This is a genomic window from Francisella sp. SYW-9, from assembly GCF_008711465.1.
In the GTDB taxonomy this organism is placed as follows: domain Bacteria; phylum Pseudomonadota; class Gammaproteobacteria; order Francisellales; family Francisellaceae; genus Francisella.
The window spans coordinates 1-20,722 of the sequence record NZ_VXKQ01000032.1 but is presented as its reverse complement, the minus strand read 5'-3'; the positions used below and the strand labels follow the sequence as shown (position 1 = coordinate 20,722).

Genomic DNA, 20,722 nt, shown 5'->3' with positions numbered 1-20,722 from the left:
AATCTTTCAAAAGTTATTCGGATTAGCTATATCTACAAAACTAATTCACACTACTAGAAAAATTAGAAATTCTAAAAGTATTTGGACAAGTACTCTGTTTAGCATCAGGTGCTTTAGATAATAAGGCTGCCAAATCTTTCTGAGTTGGATCATCAGCCTTTTTAGGTAAATATATGTATATATCTACTAACATACCCTCTTTACAATTTAGATATACTTTTTTACTAGAATTTACTCCAAAGCTACTATTAAATGCATTATTTAACTGTTCAATAGTGATATCTTTACCAATATTTTGACTAAAGAGTTGCTCTAGTTTTGAATTATTTATTTGTTTTACAAAGTTAGCTGCTTGAGTAAAATATTGATTTTGATCTTGAAGCTGGCAAGTTCCATGCTTATACCACTCATGTCTTTGTAAACATGAAATGGAGTTATAACCAGGCATTACACTATGTAGCAATTTCTGTGTTTTATCATTTAATTTTAAAGGTGCATAGCTACAGAAATTTGCTTGCTCTTTTGTACTACCACAAAAGCCATAATTAATACCACAGGCATCTTGATTTGGCCAAAATCCATGTAATGAAAAGCTTTTAGCTGCTGTATTATTTAATGATAGATTTTTGCACTCTTGTTTATTTGCACCATAGCCATAAGTCTCACAAAAAGCAGGCTCCCAACTCAAAGCTAGCACATAACTATCTGCATAACCTGGTTTATCTATACACTGTCTACTCAAATCATTTTTTAACTTAGCTATACCACAGTTTTTACTAACCCAGCGTAACTGATTTTTATCAGCTTTTGGAATAAAAACTCTAAACCAGTTTGCATCAGTGGGTTTATTTTTTTCTCTAATCGTATAAGTCTGTCCAATTATTACGTGAGTATTACCAGGATTTGTTTGCTTATTTTTAGATATATATGCTTGACAAGATGCTGCTGCTGTAAATATTCCAGAAGCTGGTACAGCATACACTGATGTAGTTATTAGAAGTAAAATACTAATAAGCCAAAGATTAACTCTTATCTTCATTTTGATCATTTGTATTAGTAGATTCAATACTCTTTACAACTTCATCCATATTTATCTCCGGACATAACTCTTCAAGTATCTTAGATGCATTATATAAGACATCTGTATTTTCTAATGCACTTGCCAAAATATCAGCATTTATAACAGGTAGGCCTAGATCATTAATTGTCTTTGATACATCATTACTATTTAGTGTTTTTATTGAGTTTTGGATATTTGTAATTCTAGAAAATAAGTTATCAAAGTTTTGGTTAGCAACCTCTTTACCTGAAGATGCTTTCTTATCAGAGCTCATTTCTTCAAGCTGCATTTTTAGATGCTCAATCTCATAATTTAAGTTATTTATCTTTGTCTCATTACTATTGTTTATAGCTTTTTGTTTAATCCTTTCCTCTTTTAAAGTCGATACAAGGTTATTAAGAAAACTAGCCATCTCATCAGCACTACCAGCAAACCTGTTAAATACCGTTAAGAAATGCAATATTGACTTATCATCTGAAAAATCAGGATATCTTACTCTATGATCGATCTCACTCCAGCCCTCTTCAAATATTGTTCTTACTTGTATTTCACAGAATATTTCTTCTTTGAGAGGTTTCGCTTTAATTACATAATGAGTTGAGCGATAGCCAATAGGATGTTCCTTCACCTCACAATCTTTAGGTTCTGCTACTTCATTATCACCCTTTCTTATATAAACTATCTTTTCATGAGTTTCATATTTTTGATTAATATAATCATAGATATCTTCCCATTCATTTTTAAATAAATGTAATGCTCTGATTCCTATTAAATCTGTAATTATTTTTAGATAATTTGTTACAGATATATTTGCATACTTTTTATTCCCCTCTTTTTTCTTTCTTACTATCTTTTTTAAGAGGTGTGATGCATCTTTTACACGCCATCTAACAGAGTGAACATTATCGCATTGTTGTAGAGTATTTGCTAAATAACTTGCAGTACTTTTAAAATCATCAATTCTACTTAAATAATCGCATATAATTTCTGATAATTCTTTTTCACTAATGCTAGCTTGCTTTAAACAAGCACTAGAAATATTACTGTCTTCTAAAATTTTGTTTATATCCATAACCTATATAAATCCCTTATTACTCGGTTTGTTAATCCAGGTGTTATTTATAACCAGTTTCGTCATCCTATCCTAGGTCACTGAGCGGAGTCGAAGTATGACCATAGGATCTATTTATTAGTCTTAAAATTAGATTCTACGATCAAGTCGTAGAATGACATATTTCTTTCGAATTAACTGTATCTATCGTTACTTATTCTAAATTCTTAAAGACTAGTTTTACATTATATATAGACTAATTCAACTGCTATGGCTAAATGGAAATGATTATAAATTGATACTTTCAAAAAGATTAAATTATATACTAATACCAAAACAATGGTTTTTATAACTATAAAATCCTAATAAGATGAAAATATAAGCTTGCCTAATTACGATATAAGTTGGGTAGCATGTAAAGAAGATTAGACAAGAAACTAAATAAATAATATAGTTATTGTCTAGATATATAAAATTTAAAAAGGAAATTTTATGAAGGAAATAAAAAAAATAAATCATGTTGGAATTAGAGTATCTTGTTTAGATAAATCAAAATTATTTTATGAAAAATTAGGTTTTGAGTTTATAGCTGGTCCTCTAGGACCTGAACCAGTTGCTATAATGGTTCATCCATCAGGGATAAATATAAATTTCATACTAAACTCAACTGATAAAACCCCAAAAAACTATTTAATGGATATCGATGATAAACATACTGGATATACACATATGGCATTAGAAGTATCTGATATGGATTCTATTATAGATAAACTAAAAAAACTTGAGATTACAATTAGTGATGGCCCAATTAATTTAGAAAATGGTACAAGTATGCTATTTATTAGAGATCCAGACCTTAATGTAATTGAATTCAACCAACCTAGTAAATATAAAAAATAGTCAGATATAGCACATATATTTTTCTAACTGCTAATGTATTTAATTAGAACTATTCCTAGAAACCAACTTTTGACAAATTTGTTCTAATGAAATACCTTTCTCTCTAAGTAAAACTAATAAATGAAATAATAAGTCCGCTGTCTCAGAAATTAGTTCATCTTCTGAATCTTGTTTCATTGCAGCAATTACAACTTCAACACCTTCTTCACCAACCTTTTGAGCAATTCTTGGTAAACCTTCTTTAAATAAACTAGTTAAATAACTATTCTCAGGCAAATAATCTTTTCTTTCAGCAATTAGTTTTTCTAATTTATCTATTATATACAAAGAGCTATTTTCTTCATTTTTTGTAAAACATGATTTACTACCAGTATGGCAAGTTGGACCGTATGGTATAGTTTTTATAAGTATAGAATCATTATCACAATCAACAGCTATATCTTTTAACTCAAGAAAATTACTACTTTCTTCTCCCTTAGTCCATAGACGTTTTTTACTACGACTATAGAAAGTAACTTTGCCAATTTCTAAAGTCTTTTCTAAAGATTCTTTACTCATATAGCCTAGCATTAAGACACTATTATCAATTGCTGATTGAATAATAGCTGGAACTAAATTATCCATTTTTTGCCAAGCTATAGACTCTATAATTTTGTTATCCATTTTGTATCCTATTTTACTATTCTTGTCGGTATATTGTTTTTAAAAAGCTCTTGTTTTAGCTCAGGTATCGCAATAATATTATCATGAAATACACTAGCTGCCAAAGCTCCATCAATATCTGTATACTTAAATACATCAATAAAATGCTGAATCTGACCAGCACCACCAGAAGCAATAACAGGTATTGAAACATTTGATTGGACTTCTCTAAGATGCTCTAGATCATAACCACCCTTGACACCATCATGATTCATACAGTTAAGAACTATCTCACCTGCACCACGAGACTCAACTTCTTTTGCCCAGCTAACTGGATCTAATAATGTCTGTACAGTTTTATCAGCACTACCTGTATATTGGCAAACTTTAAACTTACCATCAATAAATTTACTATCTACACCAACCACTACACATTGTGTACCAAACTCATAAACTAGCTCATCTATCAAATCAGGTCTAGCAAGCGCTGCTGAGTTGACGGATATTTTATCTGCTCCTTCATTTAATATTGTGCGAGCATTCTCTACAGACTTTATACCTCCAGCCACACAGAATGGTATATTTATCTTTTTAGCTATCTCCTGTATCCATTTTATCGAAAGTAGCTTATTATCAGGACTAGCTCCAATATCATAAAATACTAGCTCATCAGCTCCTGCTTCTGAGTATTTCTGTGCCAACTCAACAATATCGCCAATGATTCTATGATTCCTAAATTTTACACCTTTAACAACTACCCCATCTTTGACATCAAGACATGGAATTATTCTTTTAGTTAACATTCTAAAGCCTCTTGAAGTGTAAATTTATTTTCATATAGAGCTTTGCCTATGATAACACCATAAGTATTCTGCTCTTTTAGAATTTCTAAATCTTCTAAGCTACCAACCCCACCAGAAGCCATAAATTGAATATCTGGATATATAGATGAGTAGATTTTATATAGCTCAAAATTTGGACCTTGCAGCATACCGTCTCGAGAAATATCAGTACATAAGACATACTCAAGACCATCACCAAGATAAGTCTGTAATATTTCATCTAAAGTTGTTGTACTAGACTCTTGCCAGCCATGCGTTGCTATGTAAGGAATACCATCTTTGATAAACACATCTAAAGCTAAAACTATCTTCTCAGCGCCATATTTCTCAAAAAACTTCTTTGTTAAAGCTATATCCTTAACTGCTAAACTACCAACAACTACCCTATCAACCCCAAGTTCTAGAAGCTTTTCGATAGTTTCAAAATCTTTGACACCACCACCAACTTGTAGAGTCATATTACAGTTTTCTCTAATCTTCTGAATAGTCTCAAATTGACAAGTTTGGCCTTTCTTAGCGCCATCCAAATCTACGACATGGATAAACTCTGCACCTGCTTGTTGATATGTTTTTGCAACATCTTTTGGTTCAAGCTCATAAGTAGTAGTTTTATTGAAATCACCTTTTTCTAAACGAACACATTTGCCATTTATAAGATCTATCGCTGGAAATATATTCATTTATAAAACTCCTTGTATAAAATTCTCTAAAATCTTCATCCCAACATTACCTGACTTCTCAGGATGAAATTGAATACCATAAAAATTATCTTTATTTACTATCGCAGTGAAATCATTTATATAGTCATTAGTAGCTATGCTAAATTGATTAAGCTCAGCATAAAAACTATGCACAAAATATACATAATCATCTTCTGCGATATTTTTAAATAAAAAATGATCCTTATTTATATTTTGTAAGCTGTTCCAACCCATGTGTGGAATACTAAAACCTTGAGTTCTCTTAAAAGCTTTTACTTTTTCAGGAAAAATACCCAAACAATCGGTATTTCCTTCTTCAGAAAAACTATACATAATTTGCATTCCTAAACATATTCCTAATACTGGTTGTGTTAGCTTTGGAATAAGCTTATCTAAATTATTTTTTCTTAAACTATCCATAGCTGATTTAGCATGTCCTACACCAGGTAAAATTACGCAGTCTGATTTTTTGATAACTTCAGCATCATGTGTTAGGACTATTTCTTGCCCTAATTTCTCAAAAGCATATTTTATCGAAGCAAAATTACTCCCACAACAGTCTATTATCGCTATCATAAAACACCCTTTGAGCTTGGAATCTCATCTATACCATTTTTGGCAATCGCTTGTTTAAGCACTTTTCCTAAACCTTTAAAACAAGCCTCTATCATATGATGAGTATTCTCACCTGTTACTTTGATATGTAGTGTAGCTTTTAAACCTTCTGCAAAAGATACAAAGAAATGCTTCACTAACTCTACTGATAAATCCCCAACTATTTCTCGATCAAAATTCGCTTCAAATGAACAGAAATTTCTACCACTTAGATCTAGAGCGATCTCAACCAAAGCTTCATCCATTGGTAGCAAAAAACCATAACGATTAATACCATATTTATCTCCTAGAGCTTGAGCAATTGCTTGTGAAAGAGTAATCGCTACATCTTCAACACAATGATGATCATCGATATGAAGATCACCCTTTGCCTGAATTACTGCGCTTATACCAGCATGTTTTACAATCTGATCAAGCATATGATCAAAAAATCCAAGACCAGTATTGATTTCTCGAGTTCCAGGAACATCTAGATTAACTTTTACAATAATATCCGTCTCATTAGTTACACGCTTGATTTCAGCTACTCTAGGTTTATTTAATATCGCTGTAGTAATATCATCCCAAGATTGATAATTTCCAATACCAAACTGAATAGGATTAACTTTTATATTATGTGCTAATTGAACATCTGTTTCTCTATCACCAATCACATAGCTATCTTTTAGAGAGATCTTTTGCTCAACTAAATAATCCATCAACAAACCAACTTTAGGTTTACGACAATTACAGTTTTCATGGTCAAAATGTGGACAGATTAACACATCTTCAAATACAATACCTTGTGATTTAAATATCTTCATCATCAAGTCATGAGGCGCATCAAAATCTTCTTGAGGAAAAGACTCATTTCCTAAACCATCTTGATTTGATACCATTACAAGTTTAAAACCTGCTTTTTGTAATTTTTTAAGCGCCTCAAAGACACCTTCAAAAAACTCTAATTTCTCGATACTATCGACTTGTTTATCTATGGGCGGTTCAACTATTAACGTACCATCTCTATCAATAAATAAATATTTATTTTGCTTCATAATCACTACTTAATTTTTGTAATACTTCAATTAGTTTTTTATTTTCAACTGATGTTCCAATACTTATTCTTAGCATCTTTTCATCATTAAAAAAATGCGCCATAGAACGCACAACTATATTGTTTGCAATTAAATCATCAAAAACGTGCTTTTTAAAACTAACTAGTAAAAAGTTCGCATCTGATGAATATACTTTATTTACTATAGCTAACTGTTCTAGCTTTTCAAATACTAGCTGTCTCTGCTGTTTTATTTCTTCAACTTGAGCATCTAGCTTAGCTAAGCTCTTACCATCAAGTAAATTTAATATCGTAGTTTCAGTAGTCTTTGGAATTGGATATGGTGCTAAGATTTTTCTTAACCATTCAATCATTTTAGCATTAGAAATTATTGTTCCTAATCTAAGTCCTGCCATACCAAAAGATTTTGATAATGTTCTTAGTACAACTAAGTTTTGATATTTATCGATAATAGTAGTCGCTGACTGTTCACTACTAAACTCTATATATGCCTCATCTACAACAACTATACATTTATCTGCCAAGCTTACTAATACCTTTTCAATCTCAGCTAGTGATAATGATTTACCAGTTGGATTATTTGGAGTACATAAGAAAAGTAACTTACAATTATTAGGAATACTTTCTAAAAGCTTAGCAATATCTAGTTTAAAATCATTCTCTTGTTCAAGCTTTATGGTCTTATACTCAACACCTTGTAATTGTGCCGCGATTTTATACATCCCAAATGTTGGCTCTACTGCAAATACACTATCTTTTTGATATTCGCAATATAGCCTAAATAACAGATCTATTCCTTCATCACTACCACGAGTAACTAACAAATTGTTAGCTTTCACCTTGTAGATACCTGCTAAACATTGAACTAATTGTTGAGGTTGCTGTGAAGGATAACGATTAAATAGATTTTCATCATTATAAGGAGATTCATTAGCATTAAGCCATATGCTCCCTTGAACTTTTAGAGATCTAGCTGATGAATAAGCACTAAACTTTTGTAAATCTTTACGAATTAATTTTTCTAGCTCTTGCATATCTTATAAGCTCTCCAAACGAATTTTAACAGCCATTTCATGAGCTTTTAGACCTTCTATATCAGCTAATCTCATTGCCATTTCACCTATATTTTTCATCCCTTGTTTTGAGACATTTTGAATGCTTATTGCTTTCATAAAATCTATAGTTGCTAAACCACTATAAGCTTTGGCATAACCATAAGTTGGTAACACATGGTTTGACCCAGTAATATAATCACCTAATGCCTCTACTGCCCAAGGACCCACAAATATAGCTCCAGCATTTTCAATACTATCAATATACTCATCTGCATCTTTAATATTTAAAATAAGATGCTCAGAAGCATATTCATTAGCTATATTAATTGCTTGGTTAAGTGTACCTACAATAATAATTGCACTATTTTCTAAAGACTTCTCAATTATAGTTTTTCTTTCAGCTGTACTGACCTGCTTAGAAACTTCATCTCTAACTTTATTAGCTAAAGTTTGACTAGTTGTGATTAGTAGTGCTTGTGAATCTATACCATGCTCAGCCTGAGCTAGTAGATCTGCAGCAACAAATCTAGGATCTGCGCTCTCATCAGCAACTACTAAAACCTCTGAAGGTCCAGCTGGTAGATCTATTGCAGCGCCTTGACTATCATTAGATACTTGTTGTTTTGCTTCTGTAACCCAAGAATTTCCTGGACCATAGATTTTATTAACTTTAGCTACTGTCTCTGTACCGTAAGCTAAAGCAGCTATCGCCTGAGCACCACCTAGCTTATAAATCTTTGAAACCTTACAAATATCAGCAGCTATTAAAATTAGTGGATGAATATTACCATTTTTATCACAAGGAGTAGTTACATAGACTTCTTTACAGCCAGCAATTTGTGCTGGAGCTGCCAACATTATTAGCGTAGAAACTAAAGGTGCTGAACCACCTGGGACATATAAACCAACCTTTTCGATAGGTTTATAAACTTTTTTACAAACCACACCATCATTAGTATCACAAACAGTTGTTTTTGGCTTCATTACTTCATGATAGTTAGATATACGCGCTATAGAGCTTTTAACTAAATTAATATCATCTTGTGAAACTAATGAATAAGCATTCTTAATCTCATCTGTTGAGACTTCAATATCATCTAAACCAACACAGTCAAACTTAGAAGTAAGCTCAAAAAGTGCTTTATCACCATTTTGCTGGACTTCACTTAAAATATCTCTAACGCCTGAGACTAAGCTAGCTTTATTAGCAGAAACTGGGCGAGATAAAAGCTCTACTTGCTTAACTACACTAAGCTCTCGCCAATTATATATTTCAATCATTGTAGTTACTTACTCCAACATTTTTTCAATCGGTAAAACTAATATAGAGCTAGCACCAGCTTCTTTTAACTTCTCTAAAGTTCCCCAGAAAACACCTTCTTTGGTAACTAAATGTACCGCGACTTTATTATCACCATATATAGGCATAATAGTTTGGCCCTCATGTCCTGGTAAAATGTGAGAGATTGTATCAACAGCATTTTTATCAATATGAAACATAATATATTTACGTTCTTGGGCATGTTTTACGCCCTCAATTCGTCTAAGTAATAACTCATAATACTCTTCTAATTCTTCACCAAAACTCTCATTTGAGCGAATTAGAATAGCTTGGCTTTTCATTATAGTATGAATCTCTTTAAGATTATTCTCTTCTAATGTTCTACCAGTAGAAACCAAGTCACATATTGAGCTCGCCATTTGTAAGTTTGGTGCGATCTCAACAGATCCAGAAATAGATAATGGATCAAGACCTAAATCATTCTTATCTGAAAACTCTTGTACTAAATAAGGATATGAAGTTGCTATTCGGGTATTTTTAAGATCATTTAAGTTTTCACTAGCATTATTTGGTACAGCTATAGATAATCTACATTTACCAAAACCTAGTTTTTTCGTTTTGATAATATCATTCTTTTTATTAGTATCTTTTATGCTTAGTAAATACTCTTCTAAAACATTCTCACCTACTATGCCAAAATCACAAACATTACCATTTACTAAAGTTGGAATATCATCATCTCTTACAAAAAGAAAATCAATCGGAGCATTTATTGAATGGCATAACAAATTACTTTTACTTGAGAACTCGACTTTGACACCTATTTTATTAAATAATTCCATTGAATTATCATATAGTCTGCCTTTCTTTTGTATAGCAACTCTTAATCTTTTTCTCATCTTAACTCTCATTTTTTGTTTTGTTATAGATAGTGTTATAACCATTTGTTCCATAAGTAAGGCATCTTGCAACTCTACTAATAGTTGTAAGGCTGACCCCTGTTTCAGCATGGATCTGGCGATATGATTTATCTTTTTTTAATTCTTTAACTACTCTCCAACGAGCAGCCATTGCCATTAAATCTACTGGTGTGCATAAATCTTCTAAGAAAAGCTTTGCTTGCTCTATAGATTCAAAACTTGTGAAAACTTCATAAAGATTCTGAAGATTTTCTTTATTATTTTTTATTTCAGACATTTATTTTTTTAGCTAATACTCTGTGCTAGTGTATTAACATAGTAGTACAGAAAAACAATGATTACAAACCAAATTTTTAGATATTTAAAAAATATTTTTAAATATAGGTTTATAGAGATCAATCATGATAGATCCTGTTAATTAGATATTTGACTACACTTAGTAAATATAGAGTCAAAATATAATGCTAAAATCTTATTTTAATTCCTATAGTAAGTAGATTCTATTGCCACACTTCGCACTTAGCTCGGTGACCAGAAAGATGGCAAGAATAGTTTCAAAAAAAGCAATAGATTATTTATAGATTATTTTTTTGATAGTTTACTCTTCTAGCTTAATACCATTAGTTTCAGGCATCTTAGCTATGATTATAACGATTATAATCGAGGCTATAACTGCATAAATCCCAGGAGCCATCTGACCAAAATAAACTATCAATATACTTGAAACTAGCGGCACTGTACCACCTAATAAAGCATTACTAATATTATAACCTGTACCTACACCACTAAATCTAAGATGAGTTGGGAATAACTCATTAATAGTCACAACGAATGTCGCTGTAGCAGCTGATATAAAAAGCATCAAAATAGACATTACAATACATGATAATAATGCTGAGCCCATACTATTTATTACAAATAAACTAGGATATACCAATATCCCAATACCAATACAAGATACTAATAATACTTTTTTACGCCCTACTTTATCTGAAACTGCTCCCCAAAATGGTGCTGTGGCGAAATAGCATATAGATGCGATCATTGTTACAAACATCGCTGTCTTTGTAGAGTAATGTAAAGTTCCTTCTAAAATAGATGGGATAAAGGCTGCAACCATATAATACACAATCCCTAAATAGCCAGCTAACGCAAATACTATCAATATCTGATATGGATATTCTTTGATTGCTGAAACAACTGGAGTATCATCTAATGCCCCATCTTCTTTGGCTTTGATATACTCAGGAGATTCGCTTTGTAAAAACTGCATTACCAATACAATAATTGCCAAAATCATTCCTATAACAAAACATAATCTCCAGCCATAAGTATGCATTTGCTGCTTTGATAATATCTCAGAAAATACAAATACGATAACAGTACCGAAAAAGACACCGAAACCAGAGAAAAATGTTCCAAATGCAGTAATTAAACCTCTTTTATTATCAGGAGCTTGTTCACTTAGTATAGCTAGTACACCATTGTACTCTCCACCTATTGAAAAACCTTGAATCATACGAGCTAGGATTATTAAGACTACTGATGTAATTCCAATACTGCTATAACCTGGAGTAAACGCAATCATTGCAGATGAAATCGCCATTAGTGTCACAGTTATAATAAGAATCTTCTTACGTCCAATCTTATCACCAAGGTTTCCAAAAAAGATACCTCCAATAGGTCTCATTAAATATCCAGCTGCAAACATACCAAATGTTTTAATTGTTGCAACAGTTGAATTATTATCAGGGAAGAAAGTTGCTGATATATATATAGTAACATAGGCAAATAATGCAAAGTCAAAGTATTCAACGCTTGTTGCAAGGCCTGCAAATAATATATTTTTTATAGATATTTCTTTTTTCATTTCCAATAAGTTTTAGCTAAATTTATGATATATTATTAAATAGAGCGCTAATTTGCAAAGAAACTGTTAAATATTTAGCAATTTATAATAGGTTTTAAAAGAAATGACTAAATTAATAAGAAAAATAATAATAATAAACCTATTCTTCTTTATTGCATCAACTCAAGTTTTTGCTGAAGAAAGTAGTATCATATCCTATATCAAATCAAATATCCCTTTTTATAATGATAATACTAGTAAACTAATAGCTTCGACTACTAGTTCAAAACAAATTGAGTTAAAGCAAAAAGCCATAGCTGATATTGAATATGTTTCAAGAACTGGTGATGATAGCGATAGTGCTGCAAATAAACAGAACTTATATAGTGCTATAACTTATTTAAATCAAGCTCTTAAAGATACTTCAAAAAAATCCACAGAATCACTGCAAATAAGGCTCTCTTTATTTTCTCTAGAGTTAGACTTGCACGATTATAAAAAAGCAGATGAAACTATAATACAACTTTCACGAGATTTTCCTAACGAGCCTGTTGTACACATATATGCAATAGCTTATTTAGATTTACTAAAATTAAAGAACTACAACTTATCATTACAAAATTTACAAAAACTAAAATGGTCAAAAACTGATGACTTTATAAAAACTTTTAAAATAATAAAAAATAGCTTTTACCTACAAATTAATACCAACGCAAATCAAATCCAAATTGAAAGTAACTCTCCTACAGTAATTATTATCAATGGTTATAATCTTAGCTCTGATAGATCAATGGATGATATACTTATAAAAAGATTACAAAAAGGGTTAGAAGTTCATCAACGATATCCAAATGCTAAAATTATAGTTGCTGGCGGTAGACCTAAACTAGGTGTTACTGAATCATATAGAATGAAAGAATGGTTAGTTAAAAATGGGGTGCCAAGTAATATTATAATCCAGGAAGACCAATCCAAAAGTACAGTATGGGGTGCCATAGATAGCTTTAAAATATTAGAAAACTTAAAGCCTAAAATTAAAGACATTATTCTAGTTACATCTGCTTCTGACATTAGAAGAACTAATGCAATATTTGAACAGGAAAATTTAAATACTAAATCAAACTATACTTTCCACAATGTTGTCTCTGGATCACGTGGATATAATATCATGATGCCTATATCAGAAGATGAAAGAGCTATTATTATAAAAGATACTCTTAGAATGGCCGGTATCTGGCAAATGCCTGGAATGGTATTTTAATTATCTTTATCAAACTCATCTATAAACTTTTGCGCAGCACTTATCCTTTCTTTACATAATTTATAGCTTTTAGATGCTTGTTCTAACATAGGAGCTAATTCATCTAATAAAGCTGGATTGTCCTGATTATCTTGGAGCTTTTCATTTATTTGTTCTAAGATTTCATAATTTTTTGCGAATTTCTTACTTTGTGTTGCCATTATTTTTTACCTCTGCTTGAATTTTTCCATCTGAATAAACTATATCTAGTGTTGAATACTTCTGAGCTTGTTTATAATTTGTAATATATTTACCATCTTGAGATACTGTCACACTAAAGCCTCTTTTTAATGTCGGCTCAATAGATACTGAAAGAATCTGTTTATACAAATACTCACTTATCTGACTATAATATTTTGTAATACTTCTTGAGATATTAATTGACTGTTTATAATATTCATCAACAGAATAATTATAGTACTTTACTAAGTTTTGAGTATTATGGCCTATGTTACTATATTGAGATTCAACAGTTTGACTATATAGCTTAATCAGTCCTCTTGATACTGATAAAACACTTTTATAATTATATTTTAAACTTTGGTTAATTTGGTATAAATAGTGATCTATCTTAGTTTTAAAATCACCATACACTCTTTCTAATTGATCTTGGTTTTGCTTAGCTAAATTTTTAACTATTTTAATTATCAAATCATAATCATATTTAGCATTTTTAGCATTCTCTACTATGGTATTTGCTATAAAATTTATCACTTTTGAAGGCGTATCAAAACGTTTTGTACAGATGTCATCTAAAACAGTACTATCACGCTCATGTCCTATACCAACCATCACAGGTAATCTACTATTACAAATACTTTCAGCTGGTAGAATATTATTAAACCAATCTAAATCCGCTTGAGAACCACCTCCACGAATAAGTACAATTGCATCATATTTACTAGCTTTTTGCATAATTTTATTAAAAGCATTTGAGACACTTATTGCACAGTCTTTACCTTGCATTTTTGCTTCAAAGATATCAAAATCACATAATCCTAAAGATTCTAATTTATCTGCTTCCTCAAAAAAATCACCTTTACCAGCTGCTGTTAGACTTGTAATTACAGCAATACTTGTAAATTCTTTAGGTAAACTAAGATTTTTATTTTTTTCTAATATACCTTTTTTCGCTAGATCTTGCAAAATTTCTAATTTACGAGCTTGTCTATCTCCTAATGTAAAAGCTGGATCAATATCTATTATATTTAAGCTAAGTCCAAAGCTAATATGATAATTCACAGATACTTTTAGTAGTACTTTCATATCTGATTTTAGCTGCTCATTAGTTGAAGAGTTAAATTTCCTTAAAATATAATCAGCCTTATTAGCCCAACAGTTACATCTAATCTTAGCTACAGGATATTTACTAACACCATCATGCTCTATTAGCTCACCATAATAGTGTCGACCAGATTTTCTCCATTCTGAAAGCTCTGCAATAATCCAAAAACCTTCATAACTAAAACTCGTTTCTATTGTGCTTTTTATAAGTTCTAAAAATTCACTAAGTTTTAAAGATTCTTGCATAAGAAATGTTTATAGATACTTAATATTTCTAAATTTTACATTCTAGAGATTAATATACAAGAATTATTAGGTTTAGGATTATAAATAGAATATTTTAGAAATGTAAACTATTAGATTTAAAGTGCAGATCTTATAGAACCTCTAACTTTAAATTTACATTCTTGAACATTTGACTTTAGCTTAGCATAATTTTCTGCTGAACAACTTTCAGGTTTTTTGACTGGTAAACAAAAGCTTTTCTTACCGGCATGCTTTTGTAATTGTAAACAATTTAAATCTCCGGTATTTATTTGAGAACCACTATTTGATTGAACATCTGCTGCATACACTGAAGTAACTATAACTATTGATAGAAGAATTAATGCTAACTTTTTCATGATAACCACCTCTTTTTTGTTTGAAGCTTTTAATTAAACTACACTTTAAATGTATCATTCTTTTTAATAAGTAAAGCTATCTTTTTTTAATAACATATATCAAAAAAAGATTTTGCTTATTTAAAGTTGTAATTTATTAAAAGAGAAAAGTATATACTATGCTGAGAATTTAAAATGCTGACCTTAAAGAGCCCAATATTTTAAAATCACACTCTTTAATATTAGATTTTAATTTATCATAACTTTCTGTTGAACAGTCTTCAGGCTTCTTTGAAGATAGACAAATATTTCTATATTTTTCGCTAAATTGCTTCTCTACTCTTAAACAGTTTAAATCACTAACATTTAGTGTATTACCTGCGGCATACATAGAGGTAAAAGTTACAGTACCTACAAATAATGACTTTAATACTCTTTTCATAATTTTCCACCCTTTTATTATTTTTTCTAAGCATTATTAAAAACAAATTATAAGTTTAGATTTAACTATCTAAAACTTAGATGACAAATATAACATCGATTATTAATAAACTAATAAATCATTTTTTAATAAGTAATATTAAAAATTAACTAGGCTTTGTGCACAAAAAGTATAAAGTATATCAAAAATAGCTAAACCGTTGTTATTCAAAGGTTAAAATATATCCATACATAAGCGTTTTAAAGACTAGTGTGATAAAGGCGTATTCTCTAGATTATTTAAGTCAGTACAAAACTTTGATTTACAAGAAGTTATGCTTTATTCAACAATACAAGAACACACAGTGTATGACAAGGATGATAATTAAGCATTTTAGAAGAGTATTCTCTAGGTTTGATAAAGCTATTTCAGTATCTTATCTCTAGGAATGATTAAATTAGCTTGTACTTTTATTTGGTTTGGTCCGGCAAAAGTTTATTTTTGTGCACAGAGCCTAATTAAATCTATATAATCTTAAAATTCAAACTTATCACTACGACTAAGAATGAAAGGAAAATATACATATTACAAATGTTAAATTATACACTCCTTAGTCGCAGCAATAAAAGTTTAACTGATATTCCAAAGTTTTGAAATATGAAGACAAGCAGTTTTTTAAATTCCAAAGCGCATTAAAGCAATTATGTTGTGATACTTTGCTGAACATTACTATAAAAGCTATGGACTAATTATTAATATATTAGATAAACTTAACTCTATATCTTTGAATAAATATGTTTATAAAATCTTTTTGCTTTAATATTTATCCCAATTATACAGATGATTTTGAAAGAATATTACAAATATTAATTGATAAAACAAAAGAACACGAAAGACCTACCAAGTTTGAATATAAAAAAGAATCAAATAGTTTTTTCATTTATGAGATATGGAAAAATGAGAAATCTTTTTTATTACATCAAAAAACTTCTCACTACCTTCATTTCAAAAAAGCTAGAGAATTATATGTCAAATCAAAAAAGGCTATTCGTTATAATTAAATTGATTATTTTAACTAATTAGTTGCTAGATAAAATATTTTGAGTTAAAACTTATGGTATTTTATAGTTAGCAAAAGAAATTTACTATTAAATTATGGTCAAACACTTAGTATTGTTAAAATTACCAAAAACATGTCGAGAATCTAGCATTATTAATGTAATGAATAAGTTTCGAGACCTCTCATTAGAATTAAAATTCAAAAACTTCGTATGCGGATATAACAACAGTAATGAAGACCTAAATAAAGGTTTTAACTATGCTTTTTCTATGGAGTTTGATTCAATTAATGAAAGAGATAATTATGTAAATAACACCTCTCATATAAGTATAGCTAAACAATATCTATTACCGTTAATCAATAATGATATAGAATCCATACTTGTGTTTGATTTATAATATGGCATTTTATTTATACAAATTATTTGACTACCATCCTGAAGGCTTTATTTATGGATAATACTAAATTGATGAAGATTAATATAAAAGATATTAAAGAACTAGAAAGCTTTAAAAAAGGAGTTTCTAAAAAACTCCTGGCTAGAGACGAAAATAGAAGTTTTCAAATTGATTTTATACGTTTAGATCCTAATGCAAAATTAGCAAGTCATCTTCATCCAGATGTAGAATGGGTATATGTTTTAAAAGGATCGATGACTGATGAGCGAGGTAGCTTTACTACTGGAGATTTTTTTATTAACCCTATAGAGTCACAACACTCAGTAGTCTCAGGCCCAGATGGATGTGATATACTATGCTGCTGGTGTGGAGAAATAAAGCTCCTTTAAAATTAAGCTATTTCTTGCTAATCATGCCATTTAGATTTTCTCTATATATATTTGCTCTAGTTCTAATCTCATAAAGCATAAATGTTAACTTATCACGAGTCCATGGTTGGCCTGAATGTTTATCATAAGTATCTGATAATTTATAACCTTCTGGAGCGAATGCTTTTATTCCTAAAGCTTGAGATGTTCTTACTGCTCTTAGCTCATGCTCTTTAAAAGCAACAACTATAGCTGTACCAAGATTACCTATTCCTTTTGCTTCTTTGATTGCCTCTTTGGCAACACCTTTAGTATCTAAATATACTAAATTGCCTTGACTATCAACTCTTGGATAAATAGTATGCAAATCTTTATGTGGTATTCTATTACCGATTGCTTGTGCTATTTCCCACTGAGCATATACTGGAAGATGTCTTTTACTATAAATACTAATAACTAAGTTAGCTAATTCAAAATTCATTTTCCCTGGCTTTTGATTACCATTTTTAGCATATGCATTACCAAATGAAAAAGCTAATATTGAATTAGCTTTTGATATATCTATACTCTTAGCTTTCCATGTTAGTACATTAGACATAATAAACTTAGTCAACTCTTGAGATACATGCTTATCTCCAGTTTGTTCATATAATCTGTTCTGTATGGCGCTAGATAATTGATCTTGATTAACATTAGAGTCACTTGCAAAGCAAGCAACTGTAATAAACATACAGAGTAATAAACCTGCCAGAACCTTTCTCATAAAAATAAATCTCCTATACTTATTAAATTCTTTAATTAAAATATCCCTCTCTTACTAAGAATCGAAAAAGACTAAGATATACCAGGATATTGATCCTATAATTATATGCTATAAGCTACTCTAGAAATATTAAATATAGAGCAAAATAATATATTTTAGATTTTAAAAACTTAATATGGTTTGGAAAATAGATAAGCTATGATAATCATTCTCTATAAAGAGATTTTATGTGAAATAACTTTTAACTAATTATAATTTTATTTAAGAGAGCTATTATAGATCTATAATTAAGAAACACTATCAATACTAGGCATATTATAATAACACTTAAATACCATTCACGCATAAATATACCATCCATAAGCATAGCTGACAGTGGAACCAATGAAAGTATATATACAGCTTTTTCAGCACCTATTTTTAGTATAATGCTTTGAAATAATAGTACAGGAAGTATAAATGTAGTAAATGCTATAATTATAAATACTAAAATACTCTTGAAGCTTATAAAAGAACTATTATATAAACCTCCTGAATAATAGTTGAATGCACATATACCAATAATAATTAATATAGTAGGATAAAATCTTATTGAAAGGATATCACGAGAATTCAAGTTCATTTTCCTAGAAATAGCATATGATGACTTACAGTAAATATATCCAGAAAGCCCCGAAACAAAACATAATATAAAACTATAAACATCATATTTCATAAAGACCCAAATACTTATTAAAACAAGAACTAATGTTGTGAATATTTTGATAATATTTTTATCAAAAAATGTGGCTATTAATATCTCAAACAGACATGCCATCACTAAAATTTCTACAGGCCCTCCTATTATATCTGCATAATATATACTGAACCATTGAATACCAATAGAGCATGATGTTAGTAGCCATAAAAAAGGTGACTTTATAATAGATATATGGACAACACGAAATCTATGAATATTAATGATATTATAAAAAAAAGCTGATGTAATGCTTATAAACAATATTGAAATTAAAGCGTTCTGCTTAGATTGACTATTATGAATAAAAACAAATGAGCCACTTACCATTAAAACATATAAAATAGTTCGAAAATAAATGCTTAAATTCTTATTTTTCATTTAAAATCCTATTATTCATGTTTTGAATTTTCTTAAAATCGCTATCAATAAATGAAGGGAAATCATCATCAGATTCATACTTCAAAGTGAAAGATCTCGCGGCATCTGCAAAGAAAGAAGGGCCATTCTCACGAAAACTATCCGGTTTTATAATTTCTTTATAGTTTATAAGATCTCCTTTAAAGGCAGGTAACTTATAAAAGTCATTAATCCCCTTTTTAACAGTTATAACGAAATTAAAAAGAAGAAAATCCTTTTTTTTATTCTCAAATCCTTCATCAATCAATAAACAAACATAGAATAAGGTCTGATTATATCCATGAATATTAACAAATGACATATCAACAGGATAACCAGCCTGTCGCCAAGCTACTTCAAGGAAAACTGGAGTTTTGGTATGCTTATCAATAAAAACCTCTGCATGAAAGCAACCATCATTATCTAAAGCTTTTATAATATCGTTATTAAATGAATTCAAGAGACTATATCTTTTATCATATTTATCTAAGTTAACTGATCCAGTTATAATATTTTTTTCTAATCCTACACCTGAAGGTATTGTATACTCAGATATTGTAGAGAACATTTTATCTCCAAGCTTTACCGTTTCAATATGAAATAAATCTCCATCAATAAACTCTTCTACTTCAAAATTTTTAGAGCCATACTTATTTCTTTTAAAAGCATTTAACTCCTCTTCTGTAGCTATTTTTGCAACATCTATTGAACCTGCACTATCTATTGGTTTAATAATAAAAGGAGCTCCTATATATTTTTTGATTTCATCAAAGTTATCTTTCATATTAAATCGAATATATTTTGGAGTTCTTATATTATGTTTTTGCATAAAGTCTTTCATTAAAATCTTATCTCTACAAATTCGACCTGTTCCCTTACTCCATTTTTGATTATATTTAGCAAGAATACTCTCAAGACTGTCAATATTAAACTCATCGGGTAATACGATTTCTAAGCTAGTGTATCTATTTTCTAAAAGCTTTAAATTAGAGTCCACTTCTTCTGGATTTAAAATAACTATTACCCCATTATTAAAGACTTTAACTCCTAACTCGATAACCTCATCAAATATAATCTGACTATTAGATATTACATTTTCTAAATTCTTATTAATTAGCAAAATAATATTAGCTTTTCTTCTTATATTTCGTGGGATACAGGAAATATCAGGAACATGCTGAGGTTTACTCGCAAATATAACTATATTTTTCATACAAAAATTTCTTCTAAATTAGTTTCAACTTAAATAATAAAATACCGGGTATTTATGGGATTTTCTTATGATTATTAAGCAATTTAGTATTAAATTTAACTTAAAGCAACTTGTTCACGAGAACATAGATAAATCTATTTGTTTTATATAAAACTGAAGCTAGCTATAAAAGTTTTGATATTAATTATGGGGCTGTCCTAGATAACT

General features: G+C 29.8%; 24 protein-coding genes and 1 pseudogene. 6 read left to right on the top strand and 19 right to left on the bottom strand.

The annotated features are described in order from the left end of the window. Window positions 1-40: 40 nt before the first annotated feature. Complete coding sequence (locus tag F3D62_RS11425) at window positions 41-1,039, bottom strand: ribonuclease T2 family protein (RefSeq protein WP_150468380.1); 999 nt, start codon at window positions 1,037-1,039, stop codon at window positions 41-43. Next, window positions 1,023-2,132, bottom strand: coding sequence for a RelA/SpoT domain-containing protein (locus tag F3D62_RS11420; RefSeq protein ID WP_150468379.1), 1,110 nt, complete (start codon window positions 2,130-2,132; stop codon window positions 1,023-1,025). Before F3D62_RS11420 ends, F3D62_RS11425 begins: the two co-directional genes overlap by 17 nt. Window positions 2,133-2,603: 471 nt before the next feature. Between F3D62_RS11420 and F3D62_RS11415 the strand changes: the two genes are divergently transcribed. Further along, window positions 2,604-3,011 (top strand): VOC family protein, encoded by a 408-nt coding sequence (locus F3D62_RS11415; protein ID WP_150468378.1) that lies wholly within the window; start codon window positions 2,604-2,606, stop codon window positions 3,009-3,011. A gap of 39 nt (window positions 3,012-3,050) precedes the next feature. On the opposite strand, the gene hisIE is transcribed toward F3D62_RS11415, so the two are convergent. From hisIE to F3D62_RS11365, 10 genes are all read right to left on the bottom strand, one after another. Next, window positions 3,051-3,674, bottom strand: coding sequence for a bifunctional phosphoribosyl-AMP cyclohydrolase/phosphoribosyl-ATP diphosphatase HisIE (gene hisIE, locus F3D62_RS11410; RefSeq protein ID WP_150468377.1), 624 nt, complete (start codon window positions 3,672-3,674; stop codon window positions 3,051-3,053). 8 nt (window positions 3,675-3,682) lie between these two features. Beyond that, window positions 3,683-4,456 (bottom strand): imidazole glycerol phosphate synthase subunit HisF, encoded by a 774-nt coding sequence (gene hisF / locus F3D62_RS11405; protein ID WP_150468376.1) that lies wholly within the window; start codon window positions 4,454-4,456, stop codon window positions 3,683-3,685. Then, a complete protein-coding gene (hisA, locus tag F3D62_RS11400; protein ID WP_150468375.1) occupies window positions 4,450-5,175 on the bottom strand; it encodes a 1-(5-phosphoribosyl)-5-[(5-phosphoribosylamino)methylideneamino]imidazole-4-carboxamide isomerase in 726 nt (241 codons plus the stop codon). Before hisA ends, hisF begins: the two co-directional genes overlap by 7 nt. Next, on the bottom strand, window positions 5,176-5,772 hold the full coding sequence (gene hisH, locus F3D62_RS11395) for an imidazole glycerol phosphate synthase subunit HisH (RefSeq protein ID WP_150468374.1): 597 nt from the start codon (window positions 5,770-5,772) through the stop codon (window positions 5,176-5,178). It lies immediately after the preceding gene. After that, window positions 5,769-6,845 carry a bifunctional histidinol-phosphatase/imidazoleglycerol-phosphate dehydratase HisB gene (hisB, locus tag F3D62_RS11390; protein WP_150468373.1) on the bottom strand — a complete coding sequence of 359 codons (1,077 nt, stop codon included), beginning with the start codon at window positions 6,843-6,845 and terminating at the stop codon, window positions 5,769-5,771. Before hisB ends, hisH begins: the two co-directional genes overlap by 4 nt. Continuing rightward, entirely contained in the window at window positions 6,832-7,899 is a 1,068-nt protein-coding gene (hisC, locus tag F3D62_RS11385; RefSeq protein ID WP_150468372.1) for a histidinol-phosphate transaminase, read from the bottom strand. Before hisC ends, hisB begins: the two co-directional genes overlap by 14 nt. Before the next feature lie 3 nt (window positions 7,900-7,902). Next, a complete protein-coding gene (gene hisD / locus F3D62_RS11380) occupies window positions 7,903-9,201 on the bottom strand; it encodes a histidinol dehydrogenase (RefSeq protein WP_150468371.1) in 1,299 nt (432 codons plus the stop codon). A 9-nt stretch (window positions 9,202-9,210) separates the two neighbouring features. Then, complete coding sequence (gene hisG / locus F3D62_RS11375) at window positions 9,211-10,101, bottom strand: ATP phosphoribosyltransferase (protein WP_150468370.1); 891 nt, start codon at window positions 10,099-10,101, stop codon at window positions 9,211-9,213. A gap of 1 nt (window position 10,102) precedes the next feature. Beyond that, window positions 10,103-10,399, bottom strand: coding sequence for a YerC/YecD family TrpR-related protein (locus F3D62_RS11370; RefSeq protein WP_150468369.1), 297 nt, complete (start codon window positions 10,397-10,399; stop codon window positions 10,103-10,105). Between the two features lie 321 nt (window positions 10,400-10,720). Further along, complete coding sequence (locus F3D62_RS11365; protein WP_150468368.1) at window positions 10,721-11,992, bottom strand: MFS transporter; 1,272 nt, start codon at window positions 11,990-11,992, stop codon at window positions 10,721-10,723. Window positions 11,993-12,095: 103 nt separating this feature from the next. On the opposite strand from F3D62_RS11365, the gene F3D62_RS11360 reads away from it, so the two are divergent. Then, window positions 12,096-13,232 (top strand): YdcF family protein, encoded by a 1,137-nt coding sequence (locus tag F3D62_RS11360; RefSeq protein ID WP_150468367.1) that lies wholly within the window; start codon window positions 12,096-12,098, stop codon window positions 13,230-13,232. Here F3D62_RS11360 and xseB read toward each other — a convergent pair. The 4 genes from xseB to F3D62_RS11340 form a co-directional block, all read right to left on the bottom strand. Beyond that, window positions 13,229-13,432, bottom strand: a complete 204-nt coding sequence (gene xseB, locus F3D62_RS11355; protein ID WP_150468366.1) for an exodeoxyribonuclease VII small subunit — start codon at window positions 13,430-13,432, stop codon at window positions 13,229-13,231. The two genes, F3D62_RS11360 and xseB, sit on opposite strands and share 4 nt — an antisense overlap. Continuing rightward, window positions 13,416-14,801, bottom strand: coding sequence for an exodeoxyribonuclease VII large subunit (xseA, locus tag F3D62_RS11350; protein ID WP_150468365.1), 1,386 nt, complete (start codon window positions 14,799-14,801; stop codon window positions 13,416-13,418). Before xseA ends, xseB begins: the two co-directional genes overlap by 17 nt. Before the next feature lie 116 nt (window positions 14,802-14,917). Then, window positions 14,918-15,178 (bottom strand): hypothetical protein, encoded by a 261-nt coding sequence (locus F3D62_RS11345; RefSeq protein WP_150468364.1) that lies wholly within the window; start codon window positions 15,176-15,178, stop codon window positions 14,918-14,920. A 169-nt stretch (window positions 15,179-15,347) separates the two neighbouring features. After that, window positions 15,348-15,599: a hypothetical protein gene (locus tag F3D62_RS11340; RefSeq protein WP_150468363.1), complete on the bottom strand. Its 252-nt coding sequence runs from the start codon at window positions 15,597-15,599 to the stop codon at window positions 15,348-15,350. Window positions 15,600-15,822: 223 nt separating this feature from the next. Here F3D62_RS11340 and F3D62_RS13265 point away from each other — a divergent pair. From F3D62_RS13265 to F3D62_RS11325, 4 genes and pseudogenes are all read left to right on the top strand, one after another. Further along, a pseudogene (locus tag F3D62_RS13265) lies at window positions 15,823-16,110 on the top strand (hypothetical protein); the annotation flags it as partial. Window positions 16,111-16,372: 262 nt separating this feature from the next. Continuing rightward, entirely contained in the window at window positions 16,373-16,639 is a 267-nt protein-coding gene (locus tag F3D62_RS13260; RefSeq protein ID WP_224732690.1) for an antibiotic biosynthesis monooxygenase, read from the top strand. Window positions 16,640-16,733: 94 nt separating this feature from the next. Continuing rightward, window positions 16,734-17,036, top strand: coding sequence for a Dabb family protein (locus F3D62_RS11330; protein WP_150468362.1), 303 nt, complete (start codon window positions 16,734-16,736; stop codon window positions 17,034-17,036). Window positions 17,037-17,089: 53 nt separating this feature from the next. Then, window positions 17,090-17,425: a cupin domain-containing protein gene (locus F3D62_RS11325; RefSeq protein WP_224732689.1), complete on the top strand. Its 336-nt coding sequence runs from the start codon at window positions 17,090-17,092 to the stop codon at window positions 17,423-17,425. Window positions 17,426-17,432: 7 nt separating this feature from the next. Here the strand turns inward: F3D62_RS11325 and F3D62_RS11320 are convergent, their stop codons facing one another. The 3 genes from F3D62_RS11320 to F3D62_RS11310 form a co-directional block, all read right to left on the bottom strand. Next, window positions 17,433-18,167: a hypothetical protein gene (locus F3D62_RS11320; RefSeq protein WP_150468361.1), complete on the bottom strand. Its 735-nt coding sequence runs from the start codon at window positions 18,165-18,167 to the stop codon at window positions 17,433-17,435. 241 nt (window positions 18,168-18,408) lie between these two features. Further along, the gene (locus F3D62_RS11315; RefSeq protein ID WP_150468360.1) at window positions 18,409-19,284 is read right to left on the bottom strand and encodes a hypothetical protein; all 876 of its coding nucleotides are present in this window, start codon (window positions 19,282-19,284) and stop codon (window positions 18,409-18,411) included. After that, a complete protein-coding gene (locus F3D62_RS11310; protein WP_150468359.1) occupies window positions 19,274-20,515 on the bottom strand; it encodes an acetyl-CoA carboxylase biotin carboxylase subunit family protein in 1,242 nt (413 codons plus the stop codon). The genes F3D62_RS11315 and F3D62_RS11310 overlap by 11 nt, the downstream gene beginning before the upstream one ends. Between the last annotated feature and the right edge of the window lie 207 nt (window positions 20,516-20,722).

What these genes read in the sequence shown, in the direction of transcription:
- F3D62_RS11425 (WP_150468380.1), bottom strand. Translation starts at nt 1,039, where the DNA reads ATGAAGATAAGAGTTAATCTTTGGCTTATTAGTATTTTACTTCTAATA.
- F3D62_RS11420 (WP_150468379.1), bottom strand. Translation starts at nt 2,132, where the DNA reads ATGGATATAAACAAAATTTTAGAAGACAGTAATATTTCTAGTGCTTGT.
- F3D62_RS11415 (WP_150468378.1), top strand. Translation starts at nt 2,604, where the DNA reads ATGAAGGAAATAAAAAAAATAAATCATGTTGGAATTAGAGTATCTTGT.
- hisIE (WP_150468377.1), bottom strand. Translation starts at nt 3,674, where the DNA reads ATGGATAACAAAATTATAGAGTCTATAGCTTGGCAAAAAATGGATAAT.
- hisF (WP_150468376.1), bottom strand. Translation starts at nt 4,456, where the DNA reads ATGTTAACTAAAAGAATAATTCCATGTCTTGATGTCAAAGATGGGGTA.
- hisA (WP_150468375.1), bottom strand. Translation starts at nt 5,175, where the DNA reads ATGAATATATTTCCAGCGATAGATCTTATAAATGGCAAATGTGTTCGT.
- hisH (WP_150468374.1), bottom strand. Translation starts at nt 5,772, where the DNA reads ATGATAGCGATAATAGACTGTTGTGGGAGTAATTTTGCTTCGATAAAA.
- hisB (WP_150468373.1), bottom strand. Translation starts at nt 6,845, where the DNA reads ATGAAGCAAAATAAATATTTATTTATTGATAGAGATGGTACGTTAATA.
- hisC (WP_150468372.1), bottom strand. Translation starts at nt 7,899, where the DNA reads ATGCAAGAGCTAGAAAAATTAATTCGTAAAGATTTACAAAAGTTTAGT.
- hisD (WP_150468371.1), bottom strand. Translation starts at nt 9,201, where the DNA reads ATGATTGAAATATATAATTGGCGAGAGCTTAGTGTAGTTAAGCAAGTA.
- hisG (WP_150468370.1), bottom strand. Translation starts at nt 10,101, where the DNA reads ATGAGAAAAAGATTAAGAGTTGCTATACAAAAGAAAGGCAGACTATAT.
- F3D62_RS11370 (WP_150468369.1), bottom strand. Translation starts at nt 10,399, where the DNA reads ATGTCTGAAATAAAAAATAATAAAGAAAATCTTCAGAATCTTTATGAA.
- F3D62_RS11365 (WP_150468368.1), bottom strand. Translation starts at nt 11,992, where the DNA reads ATGAAAAAAGAAATATCTATAAAAAATATATTATTTGCAGGCCTTGCA.
- F3D62_RS11360 (WP_150468367.1), top strand. Translation starts at nt 12,096, where the DNA reads ATGACTAAATTAATAAGAAAAATAATAATAATAAACCTATTCTTCTTT.
- xseB (WP_150468366.1), bottom strand. Translation starts at nt 13,432, where the DNA reads ATGGCAACACAAAGTAAGAAATTCGCAAAAAATTATGAAATCTTAGAA.
- xseA (WP_150468365.1), bottom strand. Translation starts at nt 14,801, where the DNA reads ATGCAAGAATCTTTAAAACTTAGTGAATTTTTAGAACTTATAAAAAGC.
- F3D62_RS11345 (WP_150468364.1), bottom strand. Translation starts at nt 15,178, where the DNA reads ATGAAAAAGTTAGCATTAATTCTTCTATCAATAGTTATAGTTACTTCA.
- F3D62_RS11340 (WP_150468363.1), bottom strand. Translation starts at nt 15,599, where the DNA reads ATGAAAAGAGTATTAAAGTCATTATTTGTAGGTACTGTAACTTTTACC.
- F3D62_RS13260 (WP_224732690.1), top strand. Translation starts at nt 16,373, where the DNA reads ATGTTTATAAAATCTTTTTGCTTTAATATTTATCCCAATTATACAGAT.
- F3D62_RS11330 (WP_150468362.1), top strand. Translation starts at nt 16,734, where the DNA reads ATGGTCAAACACTTAGTATTGTTAAAATTACCAAAAACATGTCGAGAA.
- F3D62_RS11325 (WP_224732689.1), top strand. Translation starts at nt 17,090, where the DNA reads ATGGATAATACTAAATTGATGAAGATTAATATAAAAGATATTAAAGAA.
- F3D62_RS11320 (WP_150468361.1), bottom strand. Translation starts at nt 18,167, where the DNA reads ATGAGAAAGGTTCTGGCAGGTTTATTACTCTGTATGTTTATTACAGTT.
- F3D62_RS11315 (WP_150468360.1), bottom strand. Translation starts at nt 19,284, where the DNA reads ATGAAAAATAAGAATTTAAGCATTTATTTTCGAACTATTTTATATGTT.
- F3D62_RS11310 (WP_150468359.1), bottom strand. Translation starts at nt 20,515, where the DNA reads ATGAAAAATATAGTTATATTTGCGAGTAAACCTCAGCATGTTCCTGAT.